Source organism: Pseudonocardia sp. TMWB2A (assembly GCF_017312135.1).
In genome coordinates, this window is sequence record NZ_QKQY01000002.1 from 5,707,956 (window position 1) to 5,723,186 (window position 15,231).

Here is a 15,231-nt window from a genome sequence, read left to right on the forward strand (position 1 = left end):
GGCGGATGCTATCAGCCGTACTTCTACACGATGTCGGGGGCTCGTACGCACCTCACCTGCGCGTTCGTCCGGCGAAACGATCTTGGTCGGGTCCGGCGCGTCGCGTCGGGTGATTCACCGTTAACTCCCCCGGCGGTCGCCGCCCGGTCATCCGCCCGACGCCCTCGACAGCCCCCGTGGAGGCCCGCGAGGGCACCGCAGGAACGGACGAAACGGTCGTCGAACCCCAGGTCAGGCATCTGTGGACCCCGGATCGGTGCCGATCAGGATCTGGAGCTTCTGCCCCGCCCAGGCCTCCGCCGCCGTCGTCGTGATGAAGACGACGAGCATGGTGACGGCCAGTGACATGCGGTGCAGGCCCGCCGTCCCCCCGAGGGTGAACAGGGCGAGCAGGAGGATGACGGCCTTCATCGCGAGGCCGCCGAATGCGGCCAGCATCACAGCGCCCGGCTCGAGATGGGTCGTACGCAGCATCAGCACCGGCGTGAGCAGGGCCGAGCCGGTGGCCAGCAGGCCACCGAGGGCCGCGGCGGACAGGCCCGGGACCCCGGCCGCGACGACCCCGCCGACGGCGCAGACCACCGTGGTGGCCACACCGACCAGGGCGGCGCCGCGGGCCATCGACCCCGACAGCCGCCGCACGACCTGCGCCTGACCGAGCGCGGGACCGTCGTACTCCACGGTCCCCCAGCGGTCCCATCGCCACACGGTGCGTCCGCCTCCCGGCTCACCGGCCGCCCCACCAGCGGGTACGGCTCCGCGCACACGGTAACCGGCGGGTCCGGCACCCCGACCGGCGCCGTCCCCCGCGATGTCCCGTGCTGCCCGGCCCGCGTCGAGAAGTGCCTGAGCGCAGTCGGACCGCTGTCGAGCAGCACCCGGGTGCTTCTCGACGCGCTCGGCGGGCCCGGGACCGGGCGGCGTACGGGGCCGGGCGGGGCCCGATCCGTGAGCGCGGACACCTCTCCCCAGGGCGAGGACCGGCGCAGGTCAGGCGTCGCGGTCGCGGGCGGGGTGGTGCGCGGGGGTGGGGACGGTCGGCTGGTCCGGCCCCGACCCCGGCGTCGCGGCGGGGTGGGCGCGGTGACCGGTGCCGCGCGGGGGCTGCGGGCGGGGTGGGGTCGGCCCGAGGCCGGTCGGGTCCGGCGTCGGCGGTCCGGCGGCCGTGCCGCGTGGCATCCGCGGACGGGCGGCGACGGGCCGGGACGGGGGCGGCGGTATAGGCGGCCCGGCCTCGGCGGCCGTCGTCGCGCCGAGGTGCTCCGGCCCCCCGGTCGGGGCGCCCGTGAGCCGGGCGGGTCCGGGTCCGGGTCCGGCGAGCGCAGGTCCCGCAGCACCGGCGGCCACCGGTCCCCCGGTGCCGGCGGGCGCGCGTCGCGTCCCGGTCCGCGACGGGCCACGCCCGCCGCTCGGCCGGTGCGCGCCTCGCGTCCACGGCGCAGGCCCACCGGATGCGTCCCGGCCCGGTGTGTCCCGCCGTGACGGGTCCCGACCGGAGGTGTCCCCGCCCGGCACGACCCTGCCCGGCGCGGGCGCCGCCGCGGCGTGGCCCGGCGGTCCGGGACCGTCCACGACCGGACCGCCGGCGGACGGCCGGGCGGGGGGCGTCCCGCGCTCGGGCCCGGCGTCCGGGAGGTCGTCGGTCGAGGCGATCGCCGTCTCCCCCGCGGCGGCCGGTGCCGCGGAGGCGGTGCGCATCCGCGACCGGTGCGGCACGGCCGAGGCCACGAACGCCACGACCAGCGCGATCCCGGTCGCGGCGAGCACCAGGCCGGTGCGCGGGACCAGGGCGAGCGCGACCGCACCGAAGGCGATCACCGCGACCCACAGGTAGACCAGCAGCACCGCGCGCCGGTGGCTGTGCCCGACCTGGAGCAGGCGGTGGTGCAGGTGCATCTTGTCCGGGCTGAACGGGCTGGTCCCGGCCCGGGTCCGGCGCACGACCGCCATGAGCAGGTCCAGCGACGGGATGAACACGATGCCGACCAGCACGACCACCGGGGAGACCAGCGCCAGCAGATCCCCGGGCGAAGGGGTGTCCGACTGTGGGACGCGGCCGGACGCGCTCGTGATCGCGGCGGCTAGCATCACCCCGACCATCATCGAGCCGGTGTCGCCCATGAAGATCCGCGCGGGGTGGAAGTTGTGCGGCAGGAACCCCAGACAGGATCCCGCGAGCACCACCGCGAGCAGCGCGGGGACGAACGTGGCCGGATCATTGCCGTTCTCGCTGATCAGCCCGATGCAGAACACCGCGGTCGCGAGCGTCGTGATCAGCCCGATCCCCGCCGCGAGCCCGTCGAGCCCGTCGACGAAGTTCATCGCGTTGACCAGGACGACGGTGACCAGCACCGTCAGCAGCACCGACTGGCTCTGCCCGAGCGCCAGCACCGACCCGCTGAGGAACGAGTCGCCGCCGATCGGGATCCAGATCTGGAGCCACTGGACCCCGTAGAGGACCAGCAGCCCGGCCGCGGTGACCTGCGCGGCGAACTTGGTGAGGGCGTCGAGGTCGTAGCGGTCGTCGAGCATCCCGACGCCGACCAGCAACCCGGTCGCGACGACGACCCCGACGACCTCGGTGCTCTGCTCGAAGTAGGCCAGCCGCAGGGCCGGGAGCTGCAGCGACAGCAGCAGCCCGGCCAGCACCCCGCCGAACATCGCCAGGCCGCCCCACCGCGGGGTCGGGGTGACGTGCACGTCCCGTCCCCGCGGCCAGGCGACCGCGCCGACCTTCAGCGCCAGCATCCGGACCGGCCCGGTCAGCAGCAGCGTGACGACGGCGGCGACCAGCCCGACGAGCAGGAGCTCCCGGATGGGGAGTCCGTACGTGAACTGGTCAGTGGGCACGTCGCGAGCGCCTCTCCGCCTCCGCCGTGGGTCTCAGGTCACCCCCGAGGGTAGGCCGGTGCCTTCGAGACGAGCGCGGTGACCGCCTTCGCGACGTCGGCGAGCTCGGCGTCGCCGGCCGTGGTGTCGTGCTCGGCCTTGACCGCGCGGGCCAGCAGGGCGCCGACCTCGGCCATGTCGGCCTCGGTCATCCCCTGCGTGGTGACGCTGGGCGAGCCGACCCGGATGCCGGACGGCTTCATCGGCGGCGCCGGGTCGTAGGGGATCGCGTTCTTGTTCAGCGTGATGCCGGCGCGGTCGCAGCGGGTCTCCGCCTCCGAGCCGGTGACGCCGATCGGACGCAGGTCCAGCAGCGCGAGGTGGTTGTCGGTGCCGCCGGAGACGGCGCGCATGCCCTCGGACTCCAGGCTCTTGGTCAGCGCCTGGGCGTTCGCGATGACCTGGCGGGCGTAGGCCTGGTACTCCGGCTGCGCCGCCTCCTTCATCGCGACGGCCTTCGCGGCGACCGCGTGCATCAGCGGGCCACCCTGGGAGAACGGGAAGACGGCCTTGTCGATGGCCTTCGCGTGCTCCTCGCGGCACAGCACCATGCCGCCGCGCGGGCCGCGCAGGACCTTGTGCGTGGTGGCGGTGACGACGTCGGCGTAGGGCACCGGCGACGGGATCGCCTTGCCGGCGACCAGGCCGATGAAGTGCGCGGCGTCGACCATGAGCTTGGCGCCGACCTCGTCGGCGATCTCGCGGAACACCGCGAAGTCGATCAGGCGCGGGTACGCGGTCGCACCGGCGATGATGATCTTCGGCTGGTGCTGCTTGGCCAGGTCGCGGACCTGGTCGTAGTCGATGACCTCGGTGTCCTCGCGGACGGTGTAGGACACCGCGTCGAACCACAGGCCGGAGAAGTTGACCTTGCTGCCGTGCGTGAGGTGGCCGCCCTGCTTGAGGTCCATGGCCAGCACGGTGTCGCCGGGCTTGGCGAACGCCGCGTAGGCGGCGAGGTTCGCGCTCGCACCGGAGTGCGGCTGGAGGTTGACGTGCTCGGCGCCGAAGAGCTCCTTGGTCCGCGCGTTGCCGATGTTCTCGGCGACGTCGACGACGCCGCAGCCGCCGTAGTAGCGGCGGCCGGGGTAGCCCTCGGCGTACTTGTTCGACAGCGTCGACCCGAGCGCGGCCAGCACCGCGGGGCTGGTCAGGTTCTCGCTCGCGATGAGCTGCAGTCCGCCGCGCAGGCGCTCGAGCTCGTCCAGCACGACGCCCGCGATCTCGGGATCCTGCTGCTGCAGTGCGTGGAAGTCCGGTCCCCAGAAGGTCTGCTCGCTCACGCCGGGACACGCTACCCGCTGCCATCCCCGCAGGCCGCGGCCGTGCAGGCGTGATCACACCCGCGGGTGGCCCGCTCAGACCCGGTCGATCTCCTGGCCTACGACCTCCTCGACCTGTTCGGCGGTCACCCCGCCCTCGCGCAGCATGCGCGGCCGGGCGCCGGTGAGGTCGACGATCGTGGACGCGACCGGGTCACCGGACGGGCCGCCGTCGAGGTAGACCTGCACGCTCGAGGCCAGCTGGGTGATCGCCTCGGTCACGTTCGACGCCGGCGGGTTGCCCGAGGTGTTCGCGCTCGACACCGCCATCGGCCCGACCTCGCGCAGCAGCTCCAGCGCGACCGGGTGCAGCGGCATGCGCAGCATCACCGTCCCGCGGGTGCTGCCCAGGTCCCAGGCCAGCGACGGCGCGTGCTCCAGCACCAGCGACACCTCGCCCGGCCAGAACGCCTCGATCAGCGCCCGGGCGGACTGCGGGACCGTGGAGACGAGGCCGTCGATGGTGGTCCAGGAGCCGACGAGCACGCCGACCGGCATGTCCGGGCCGCGCCGCTTGGCGGCCAGCAGCGCGCGCACGGCGGTGCCGTTGAACGCGTCGCAGCCGATGCCGTAGACGGTGTCGGTGGGCAGGACGACCAGCTCCCCCGCCCGGACGGCGCGCGCGGCGGCGGTCAGGCCGCGTGTGCGCTCGGCGGGGACGCTGCAGTCGAACAGCGGCTGGGTCTGCGGTGCACTCACGATCCGCGAGGATACGACCGCGCCGCGCGGGGGTGCGGGGCGGCTCACATCCGCGGCACCGGCGGGGCGTCCGGACGACCGCTCCCCGCCGGGTGGGACGGGCGTCAGGGGCAGGGGACGCGGCGGGCGGTGACGAAGCGCGGGCGGCCGGTGAGGTCGTCGTGCTCGGTGACCTCACCCAGCGTGCGACGGCGGCGCAGCAGCGCCGGGACCGTCTCGCCGTGGGTGTCGTCGTGCTCGATCGCGAGGTGTCCGCCGTGCCGCAGCCATCCGCTGGCCCCGCGCACGACGGCCTGGATGATCTGGGTGCCGTCGGGGCCGCCGAACACGGCGCCGGGCGGGTCCCAGCGCTCCACCTCGGGCGGCACCGGCGTCCCGTCCGGGACGTAGGGCGGGTTGCAGACGACCAGGTCGACCGCGCCCTCCAGCTCGATGAGCAGGTCGGTCCACCGGACGTCGGCGACGTGCAGGGTCACCGGGCGCCCGCCCGCGGCCACGTGCGCGTCGAGGTTGCGCCGGGTCCAGGACAGCGCCGACGGGTCGGCCTCGAGGGCGTGCACCTCGGCGTCGGGCCGGGACACCGCGAAGGCCAGCGCGAGCGCGCCGGAGCCGGTGCAGAGGTCGAGCACCCGGGGGCGGGACACGTCGCGGATCGCGGCGAGGCCCCACTCCAGCAGCAGCTCGGTCTCCGGGCGCGGGGTGAACACCCCCGGTCCGACGGCGACCTCGACCGGGCCGAGCACCGCGGTGCCGAGGATGTGCTGCAACGGTTCCCGGGTGGCGCGGCGGGCCACGAGGGCCTGCAGCCGTTCGACGACCGGCGGGTCCACCAGCGGGGTCATCAGCAGCGTGGACCGCGAGGAGCCGAGCACGTGCGCGGCGAGCAGCTCGGCGTCGACGCGGGGGGACGCGACGCCGGCGGCCGCCAGGGTGCGCTCGGCCTCCGCGATCGCCACCCGGAGCGGCAGCCGGCTGCCGACCGCCGGGGTCGTCGTCTCGGTCACGCCTCCAGTGTCGCGGCTGCGGGGCTCGGGGACACCCCACGTGACCGGTGCATCACCTGAGCGGGGGATCACTCCTGCTCCTGCTCCCCCGCCATGGCCTCGGCGCGCTCGGCCGCGGTCAGGGCGGCGAGGACGTCGACGAGGTGGCCGTCGAGCACCGCGGACAGGTTGTAGGCCTTGAACCCGACGCGGTGGTCGGAGATCCGGTTCTCCGGGTAGTTGTAGGTGCGGATCCGCTCGGAGCGGTCCACGGTGCGGACCTGCGAGCGGCGCTGCTCCGACGCCGCCTCGGCGGCCTCGGCCTCGGCCTTCGCCTGCAGCCGGACCCGCAGCACGTCCATCGCGCGGGCCTTGTTCTGCAGCTGGGAGCGCTCGTTCTGGCAGGTCACGACGATGCCGGTCGGCAGGTGCGTGATCCGCACGGCGGAGTCGGTGGTGTTGACGCTCTGCCCGCCGTGGCCCGAGGCCCGGTAGACGTCGACCCGGATGTCGGCGTCGTGGATCTCGACGTCGGGGGTGTCGTCGGCGTCGGGGAAGACCAGGACGCCGGCCGCGGAGGTGTGGATGCGGCCCTGCGACTCGGTCACCGGGACGCGCTGCACGCGGTGCACGCCGCCCTCGAACTTCAGCGCGGCCCACACCCCGTCCACCGGGTCCTTGCTGCGCAGCGACAGCGTGATGTCCTTGTACCCGCCCAGGTCGGACGGGGTGGCGCCGAGGACCTCGACCTTCCAGCCGCGGCTCTCGGCGTAGCGGCTGTACATGCGCACGAGGTCGCCGGCGAACAGTGCGGACTCCTCGCCGCCCTCGCCGGACTTGACCTCCATCAGGACGTCGTCGCCGTCGTGCGGGTCGCGCGGGCGCAGCAGCTCGGTCAGCTCGGTCTCGAGCTCGACGATGCGGGTGTCCAGCGCGTCGGCCTCGGCGGCGAAGGCGCGGTCCTCGGCGGCGAGCTCACGGGCGGCGTCGCGGTCCTCGCGGACCTGGGCGAGCTCACGGGCGCAGCGCACGACCGGGCCGAGCTCGGCGTAGCGACGGCCCAGCTTGCGGGCCTGCGCCTGGTCGGAGAGGACGTCGGGGTCGGCGAGGCGCTGCTCCAGCTCGGCGTGCTCGTCGAGCAGGGCGTCGACCGACTGCGTGCTCATCCGGATTCCTTCGAGGCGCTGGGGCGGGAACGCGAAACGGCGCCCGCCTCCTCGCGTGCGGCGAGGCGACGGGCGCCGTGTCGGGAGCTACTTGGCGGCGCGCTCGCGCTTCCCGTAGCGGGCCTCGAAGCGGGCCACGCGGCCACCGGAGTCCAGGATCTTCTGCTTGCCGGTGTAGAACGGGTGGCAGGCGGAGCAGACCTCGACGCTGATGGCGCCGCTGTTCTTGGTGCTGCGGGTGGTGAACTGGTTGCCGCAACCGCAGGTGACCTGGGTGTCGACGTACTGAGGGTGGATTCCCTCGCGCATGGCTCTCTCCTCATCGTTGGCCGCCGGGTCCCTGGTACGACCAGGGTGAACCGGTGCCGGGAAGCTGACGGTCCATTCAACCATCCGGGCCCCGGCGGAATTCCCACCGGGGCCCGGACGGCACGGCTCGGACTAGTCCTCGTCCTTGCCGGGGGTGTTCTTGGCGACCTGCATCAGGAACTCGATGTTGGTCTTGGTCTTCTTGAGCCGGCTGAGCACCAGGTCGAGCGCCTGCTGGTCGTCGAGCGCGGCGAGGACGCGGCGGAGCTTCACCATCACCGCGTGCTCGTCGGGCGACATCAGGAGCTCCTCCTTGCGGGTGCTCGAGTCGCCGACGTCGATGGCCGGGAAGATCCGCTTGTCGGCGATCTTCCGGTCCAGCTTGAGCTCGGCGTTGCCGGTGCCCTTGAACTCCTCGAAGATCACCGTGTCCATCGTGGACCCGGTCTCGACCAGCGCGGTCGCGAAGATGGTGAGCGAGCCACCGTCCTCGATGTTGCGCGCGGCGCCGAGGAAGCGCTTCGGCGGGTACAGCGCCGTGGAGTCGACACCACCGGACAGGATCCGGCCCGACGCGGGCGCGGCCAGGTTGTAGGCGCGGCCGAGGCGGGTGATGTTGTCCAGCAGGACGACGACGTCGTGCCCCATCTCGACCAGGCGCTTGGCCCGCTCGATGGACAGCTCGGCGACGGCGGTGTGGTCTGCCGGCGGGCGGTCGAAGGTCGAGGCGATGACCTCGCCCTTCACCGACCGCTGCATGTCGGTGACCTCCTCGGGCCGCTCGTCGACGAGGACGACCATGAGGTGGCACTCGGGGTTGTTCGTGGTGATCGCGTTCGCGATGTTCTGCATGATCGTCGTCTTGCCCGCCTTGGGCGGGGAGACGATCAGCGCACGCTGCCCCTTGCCGACCGGCATGATCAGGTCGATCACACGGGTGGTCAGCTGCGACGGGTCGGTCTCCAGGCGGAGCCGCTCGTTGGGGTAGAGCGGGGTCAGCTTGGTGAACTCGGGCCGGTTGCGCGCGGCCTCCGGGTCCCGCCCGTTGATCGAGTCGACGCGCACCAGCGGGTTGAACTTCTGCCGCTGCTGCTCGCCCTCGCGGGGCTGGCGGACGGCGCCGGTGATGGCGTCGCCGCGCCGCAGGCCGTTCTTGCGGACCATCGACATCGACACGTAGACGTCGGTGGGGCCGGACAGGTAGCCGGTGGTCCGGACGAACGCGTAGTTGTCGAGGATGTCCACGATGCCGGCGACCGGCAGCAGGACGTCGTCGTCGCGGATCTCGGTGTCCACGCCACCGCCGGCGGCGCCGCCACCGGTGCGCTCGCGGTCCCGGCCGCGACGGCGGTCGCGGAACCGGCGGCCGCGGCGGCCGCGGCCGTCACCGTCGTCGCCGTCGTCGTCGCGGAAGTCGTTGCGGTCGGCACCGCGGTCGTTGTTCCGGTCGTTGACGCGGTCGTTGTTCCGGTCGCCGTTGCGGTCGTTGTTCCGGTCACCGTTCCGCTCACCACGGTTGTCACCGCGGTCGCCGGTCCGGTCGTTGTTGCGGTTCCCGCGGTTGCCGCGGCCGGAGTCGTCGCCGTCGCGGTTGCGCCCGCCACGGCCGTTGTCTCCGTTGCCGCGACCGTTGTCGTCGCGACCCTCACCGGTGCGGTCGCCACCGTTGCGGTCGGCACCGCGCTCGGCGTTGCGGTCGGCCCCACGGCCGCGACGGCGGTCGCCGTCGGTGCCGGGGTCGTCGCCGTCGGCGTCGCGACGGGCGTCCTTCTGGCCCGCGTCCCGCTGGCCCGCGTCCGTGGCGGTGTCCTTCGGGGCGCCCTGGGGGGCGGTGTCCTTCTGGCCGTTGTCGTCGCCCTGCCCGCGGCGGCGGGTCCGGCCACGACGACCGGCGCCGTCGGCGTCCTCACGACGCTCCTCGGCCGGGGCCGGGGTGCTGTCGGCCTGCTCCGGCGCGCTCGCGGCGGGGGCGGCCTGCTCGGGCGCGGCGGCCGGGGCGCTCTCGGCGGCGGCCGGGGCCGCACCGTTGCCGGCGGAGGTGCCGGTGTCGCCGGTGGCGGCGTCGGTCACGGTGGCGTCGGGGGCGCCGGCCGGACGGGTCGCAGCACGGCGACGACGGGTGCGCGGCGCGGGGGCCTCGGCCTGCTCGGCGGCCTGTCCGCCCTGGTCACCGGCCTGCTCGGCGGGTGCCTGGGGGGCGGCCGGCGCGGCGGAGCCGTTGCCGGCGGGGGCCGCGGCGGTGTCGCCGAGGGCGAGCTGCGGCGCGTCCGCACCGTCGGAGCCGGTGGTGGCAGCGGGGTCCGCCTTCGCCTTCGGCTTCTTCGCGGGGGCCGCCGCCGCTCCGCCCTGACGCTCCTTGATGGCCGCGATCAGGTCGCCCTTTCGCATGCCGGAGATGTCCGGGACGTTCAGCTCGGTGGCCAGCTGGCGCAGCTCGGCCAGCACCATGCCGGACAGGCCGCCGCGTCGGCGGGGCGCCGCCTCGGCCGACGCGGTCCCGGTACCGGCGAGATCGGTCTCGCTCACAGAGTTCCTTCCTGACCGACCCGGTTACCTGTCCAGGTCAGGGGATGTCACACGCTCGGCCGATACGGAGACCCCGTATCGGCAGCATTCACAGATGGAGTCCCACGACGACGTCGCGGGAGTCAGGCCGCCCGTTCGGGATTCCGAGTCCAGTTCAGAAAGGAGATCGGGCGAGCGGGCCCGGCCGCAAGACTACGCCGATGTCGCGTGGATCGCCATGCACGGGCGAGACTAGTCCGTACACCCCGGGGCGGCAACAACCCCCCTCGGGCGACGCGCCGACACACGGGGTCGCGTACCTCACGTTCCCGGCGGGCACCGGTGCTCAGCGGACCTCGACCTGCACACCGGTGGTGTCGACCGGCAGCCGCTGCACCGCGAAACCGTCGGTGTCGACGCCGTCGGGCAGCGCGCCGTCGCCGGTCAGGGCCAGCACCGTCGGCCCGGCGCCGGAGATCGCGGCGGGTACGCCGTGCTCGCGCAGCGCCTCGACCAGCCGCAGCGACGACGGGTACGCCGGCCGCCGGTAGGGCTGGTGCAGCCGGTCCTCGGTGGCCGCCATGAGCAGGTCCGGCCGCCGGGTCATCGCCAGCACCGCCAGCGCGCAACGGCTGCCGGTGAACGCGGCGTCGACCAGCGGGACCTGCTCGGGCAGCAGCCCGCGGGTGGTCTTGGTCGCGGACTCGAGGTCGGGCACGCAGGCGACCGGGTGCACGTCGGGGTGCACGTCCAGCTTCTCGGCGTGGAAGCGCCGGGCGGCACCCGCCGTCTCCCAGGCGACCACGAACCCGCCGAGCAGGCTGGCCGCGGCGTTGTCGGCGTGGCCCTCCATCCCGGCCGAGAGCTGCAGCAACGCGTCGCGCTCCAGCTCCGGGTCCCGCCCGGCCAGCACGGCCGCGGCCGTCACCCCGGCGACGGCCGCCCCCGCGGAGCTGCCGAGGCCGCGCGAGTGCGGCACCGCGTTGAGGCAGCGCAGCCGCAGCCCCGCGGGCGCCCCGCCGAACGTCTCGAAGGCCAGGCGCATCGCCCGCAGGACCAGGTGCCGCTCGTCGCGGGGGACGTGCCGGCAGCCCTGGCCCGCGACGTCGACGAACAGCCCCGGCGTCTCGAAGGTCTCTACCTCGATCTCGTCGTAGAGCGCGAGGGCCATGCCGAGGGTGTCGAAGCCGGGGCCGAGGTTGGCCGTCGACCCCGGCACCCGCACCAGTACGCGCGTCGGGCGGCCCATCAGGCCAGCTCGAGCGCCGCGGCGACGGCACCGGGGTCGATCGGCACGATCTCCGGGTCCGGCGCGGTGAGCAGGGCGGTGTCGGGGTCCTTGAGGCCGTGTCCGGTCACCGTGCACACCACGAGCGAGCCGGTCGGCAGCGACCCGTCGGCGTGGCTCTGCAGCAGTCCGGCGACGCTGGAGGCCGACGCGGGCTCGACGAACACGCCCTCCTGCGCGGACAGCATCCGGTAGGCGGCGAGGATCTCGTCGTCGGTGACGGCGGCGAACTTCCCGTTCGACTCGTCGCGGGCGGTGGTCGCGCCCTTCCACGAGGCGGGGGCGCCGATCCGGATGGCGGTCGCGATCGTCTCGGGGTCGCTCACCGGTGCGCCGTGCACCAGCGGTGCGGCGCCGGCGGCCTGGAACCCGAACATCCGCGGCAGCGCGTCGATGATGCCGTCCGCGTGGTAGCCGCGGTAGCCGTGCCAGTAGGCGGTGATGTTGCCGGCGTTGCCGACCGGCAGGCAGTGCACGTCCGGGGCGCGGCCCAGCTGGTCGCAGATCTCGTAGGCGGCCGAGGCCTGCCCGGCGATCCGCGTCGGGTTCACCGAGTTGACCAGCGCGATCGCCGGGTAGTCGGCGGTGGTCTTGCGGGCCAGCTCCAGGCAGTCGTCGAAGTTGCCGTCGATCTGCAGGATCCGGGCGCCGTGCGCGACGGCCTGGGCGAGCTTGCCCAGCGCGATCTTCCCGGTCGGCACGAGCACCGCGCAGGTCATCCCGGCACGGGTGGCGTAGGCGGCCGCCGACGCGGAGGTGTTGCCGGTGGACGCGCACAGCACGCTGGACTTGCCGTCGGCGAGCGCGGCGGTGACCGCCATCGTCATGCCGCGGTCCTTGAACGAGCCGGTCGGGTTGGCGCCGTCGACCTTGAGGTAGACCTGGCAGCCGGTCAGCTCGGACAGCCGCGGGGCCGGGAGCAGCGGCGTACCGCCCTCCCCCAGCGTCACCACGGTCCAGTCCGGCTGCACCGGCATCCGGTCGCGGTAGGCCTCGATGACACCCGGCCACTGGCCGGGCGGCGGCAGCGCGACCGCACCGGCGACCTGGGTCACCGGACCGAAGGGACCGGACGCCGGCCCCCGGACTCCTCGCACGCTGCCCGTCACGACCGGTCCACTCCCTGATCCCCCACCTGTGGTCATTCGCCCATACCCAGTGCGCTCACCGCGCGGCCCAGTCCCTCGACCCGCAGCACCCCGGCGACGCCGAGCACGTGGTCGAGGTCCAGCAGCGCCGACACCGTGGCCGACAGCGCGGCCTCCGGCGCCGAGTGCGTGACGACCGTCAGCCGGGCCTGGCTGCGGTCCGAGCCGTCGGCCCGGTCCACCGAGCCGTTCACGCCGCCGGTCTGGCGGACCGCGGCGATCGAGACGCCGTGCCGGGCGAACTCGCTCGCGATGGCGGCGAGCACGCCCTCGCGGTCGGCCACCTCGAGGTCGACGTGGTAGCGCGTCGGCACCTCGCCGATCGGGCGCACCGGCAGGCTGGCGTAGGCCGACTCGCGCGGCCCGCGGCCGCCGCCGACCCGGTTGCGGGCCACCGCGACGAGGTCGCCGAGCACCGCGGAGGCGGTCGGCGCGCCGCCGGCGCCCTGGCCGTAGAACATCAGCTGGCCGGCGGCCTCGGCCTCGACGAACACCGCGTTGAACGCGCCGTCGACGCCCGCCAGCGGGTGCGAGTCGGGGACCATCGCCGGGTAGACGCGCGCCGAGACCGACTCGGTCCCGTCCGCGGCCACCACGCGCTCGCAGATGGCGAGCAGCTTGATCGTGCAGCCGAGCCTGCGGGCGGCGGCGACGTCGGCCGAGCTGACCTCGCGCATGCCCTCGCGGTGCACGTCGGAGGCGGTGAAGCGGGTGTGGAACGCCAGCGAGGCCAGGATCGCGGCCTTCGAGGCGGCGTCGTAGCCGTCGACGTCGGCACTCGGGTCGGCCTCGGCGTAGCCCAGCCGGGTCGCCTCCTCCAGCGCGTCGGCGTAGGAGGTCCCGCCCGACGACATGGCCGAGAGGATGAAGTTCGAGGTGCCGTTGACGATGCCGGCGACCCGGGTGATGCGGTCCCCGGCGAGGGACTCGCGCAGCGGGCGCAGCAGCGGGATGGCCCCGGCGACGGCGGCCTCGTAGTAGAGGTCGGCGCCGGAAGCGTCGGCGGCCTCGGCCAGCGTCGGGCCGTCCTCGGCGAGCAGCGCCTTGTTCGCCGTGACGACCGAGCGGCCGGATTTGAGCGCCTCCAGCAGCCAGCCGCGGACCGGCTCGATCCCGCCGATGACCTCGACGACGACGTCGACGTCGTCGCGGGTCACGAGCTCGCCGGCATCGGTGGTCACCAGGTCCGGGAAGTTCTCGGTCAGCCAGGGGTGCCGGTGCGGTCGCCGCACGGCGACCCCGGCCAGCTCGATGCGGGCTCCCACCCGCGCGGCCAGCTCGTCGGCCTGCTCGGTGATGAGCCGGACCACCTCGGTGCCGACGGTGCCGCAGCCCAGCAGTGCCACCCGGACGGCGCCGGTCTCGCTCGCCACGTGTCCTCCTCGCGTGCGCGCACCCCTCGGGCGCGCGCCGATCATTCCTGGTCGGACGGGTGCAGACAGGTCCGGGTGGCGGTTCTCACCCGGGTGCGCTCACACCTCGAAACGGAACTGGTCCTCCAGTGTCTCGCGTCGCAACAGGGTCCGGTCGACCCCGTCACGGACCGCGACGACAGCGGGGCGCGGCAGCCGGTTGTACCCCGACGCCATGGCGTAGCAGTAGGCCCCCGTCGCCGCGACGGCCAGCAGGTCGCCCGGCGCGAGATCGGCCGGCAGCCAGCAGTCGCGCACCACGATGTCACCCGACTCGCAGTGCTTGCCGACCACCCGGGACAGCACGGGGACGTCCCCGCCGGGGACCGAGTCGTGCCCGCTGGCGCGCGACACCAGCCGTACGTCGTACTCGGCGTCGTAGAGGGAGGTGCGGATGTTGTCGCTCATCCCGCCGTCGACGCTGACGTAGCGCCGGGAGTACCCGCCGAGCGGGACGTCCTTGACGGTGCCGACCTCGTAGACGGTGACGGTGCCCGGCCCGGCGATGGCCCGGCCCGGCTCGACGGCGATCGCCGGCACGTCCAGCCCGGAGGCCGCGCACTCGCGCTTGACGATCGCGCGCAGCTCCTCGGCCAGCGCCGGCATCGACAGCGGGGTGTCCCCCGGCCGGTAGGCGATGCCGATGCCGCCGCCGAGGTCCAGGGTGCGCAGCGCGGTCAGGTTCTCGCCGCCGTGCTCGGCGTGCAGGTCGGCGAGCACCTTGACCACGCGGCGGGCGGCCGCCTCGAAGCCCTCGGTCTCGAAGATCTGCGAGCCGATGTGGCTGTGCAGCCCGACCAGGCTCAGGTGGCTCGCGGCGAGCACGCGGCGCGCCGCCTCCAGCGCCGCGGAGTCCTTCGTGTCGGACCCGGCGATGGAGAACCCGAACTTCTGGTCCTCGTGCGCGGTGGCGATGTACTCGTGGGTGTGCGCCTCGACGCCGACGGTGAGCCGGATCAGCACCGGCGCGACGGTGTCCCGCGCGGCGGCGACGTCGGCGAGCCGGGCGATCTCGTCGAAGGAGTCGACGACGATCCCGCCGACCCCCGCCTCGACCGCGGCCTCCAGCTCGGCGAGGGACTTGTTGTTGCCGTGCAGCGCGATCCGCTCGGGCGGGAACTCCGCGCGCAGCGCCACGGCCAGCTCGCCGCCGGAGCACACGTCCAGCGACAGGCCCTCCTGCGCGACCCAGCGGGCGATCTCGGTGCACAGGAACGCCTTCGCCGCGTAGTGCACGGCCTCGGCCCCGAACGCGGCGGCGAACTCGCTGCAGCGGCCGCGGAAGTCGTCCTCGTCGAGCACGAACAGCGGGGTGCCGTGGGTCGCGGCGAGGTCGCGGACGTCGGCCCCGGCCAGGCGCAGCGCGCCGTCCTCGCCGCGGGCGGCGTGCCGCGGCCAGACCGCGGGCGCCAGCTCGTCGAGCGCCGCGGCGCTCTCCGGGCGGGGCCCGGCCGACTCGGGCGCGGGGGTGAGGCCCGCGTGCATCGGGCCTGCGGGGTGTGCCCTCATG

General features: G+C 74.3%; 12 protein-coding genes. All 12 read right to left on the reverse strand.

Features of this window, described 5'->3' with window-relative positions; all coding sequences use genetic code 11:
• Positions 1–231: 231 nt before the first annotated feature.
• Positions 232–708, reverse strand: coding sequence for a hypothetical protein (locus tag DMP17_RS41160; protein ID WP_337832375.1), 477 nt, complete (start codon positions 706–708; stop codon positions 232–234).
• A 282-nt stretch (positions 709–990) separates the two neighbouring features.
• Positions 991–2,850, reverse strand: a complete 1,860-nt coding sequence (locus DMP17_RS41165) for a glycosyltransferase family 4 protein (protein WP_337832376.1) — start codon at positions 2,848–2,850, stop codon at positions 991–993.
• A 38-nt stretch (positions 2,851–2,888) separates the two neighbouring features.
• A complete protein-coding gene (gene glyA / locus DMP17_RS41170) occupies positions 2,889–4,172 on the reverse strand; it encodes a serine hydroxymethyltransferase (RefSeq protein WP_226350071.1) in 1,284 nt (427 codons plus the stop codon).
• A 75-nt stretch (positions 4,173–4,247) separates the two neighbouring features.
• The gene (locus DMP17_RS41175; protein ID WP_226350070.1) at positions 4,248–4,910 is read right to left on the reverse strand and encodes an L-threonylcarbamoyladenylate synthase; all 663 of its coding nucleotides are present in this window, start codon (positions 4,908–4,910) and stop codon (positions 4,248–4,250) included.
• A 104-nt stretch (positions 4,911–5,014) separates the two neighbouring features.
• Positions 5,015–5,914, reverse strand: coding sequence for a peptide chain release factor N(5)-glutamine methyltransferase (gene prmC / locus DMP17_RS41180; protein WP_226350069.1), 900 nt, complete (start codon positions 5,912–5,914; stop codon positions 5,015–5,017).
• 68 nt (positions 5,915–5,982) lie between these two features.
• Positions 5,983–7,059: a peptide chain release factor 1 gene (gene prfA / locus DMP17_RS41185; protein ID WP_226350068.1), complete on the reverse strand. Its 1,077-nt coding sequence runs from the start codon at positions 7,057–7,059 to the stop codon at positions 5,983–5,985.
• 87 nt (positions 7,060–7,146) lie between these two features.
• Positions 7,147–7,368 (reverse strand): 50S ribosomal protein L31, encoded by a 222-nt coding sequence (gene rpmE / locus DMP17_RS41190; RefSeq protein WP_062397374.1) that lies wholly within the window; start codon positions 7,366–7,368, stop codon positions 7,147–7,149.
• A gap of 132 nt (positions 7,369–7,500) precedes the next feature.
• Positions 7,501–9,816 carry a transcription termination factor Rho gene (gene rho, locus DMP17_RS41195; protein WP_443217996.1) on the reverse strand — a complete coding sequence of 772 codons (2,316 nt, stop codon included), beginning with the start codon at positions 9,814–9,816 and terminating at the stop codon, positions 7,501–7,503.
• Positions 9,817–10,219: 403 nt separating this feature from the next.
• Positions 10,220–11,122, reverse strand: coding sequence for a homoserine kinase (gene thrB / locus DMP17_RS41200; RefSeq protein WP_337832378.1), 903 nt, complete (start codon positions 11,120–11,122; stop codon positions 10,220–10,222).
• Positions 11,122–12,138 carry a threonine synthase gene (thrC, locus tag DMP17_RS41205; protein ID WP_255656744.1) on the reverse strand — a complete coding sequence of 339 codons (1,017 nt, stop codon included), beginning with the start codon at positions 12,136–12,138 and terminating at the stop codon, positions 11,122–11,124. The genes thrB and thrC overlap by 1 nt, the downstream gene beginning before the upstream one ends.
• A gap of 164 nt (positions 12,139–12,302) precedes the next feature.
• On the reverse strand, positions 12,303–13,682 hold the full coding sequence (locus tag DMP17_RS41210; protein WP_226350065.1) for a homoserine dehydrogenase: 1,380 nt from the start codon (positions 13,680–13,682) through the stop codon (positions 12,303–12,305).
• Positions 13,683–13,781: 99 nt separating this feature from the next.
• The gene (gene lysA, locus DMP17_RS41215; protein ID WP_226350064.1) at positions 13,782–15,230 is read right to left on the reverse strand and encodes a diaminopimelate decarboxylase; all 1,449 of its coding nucleotides are present in this window, start codon (positions 15,228–15,230) and stop codon (positions 13,782–13,784) included.
• Position 15,231: the final 1 nt, after the last annotated feature.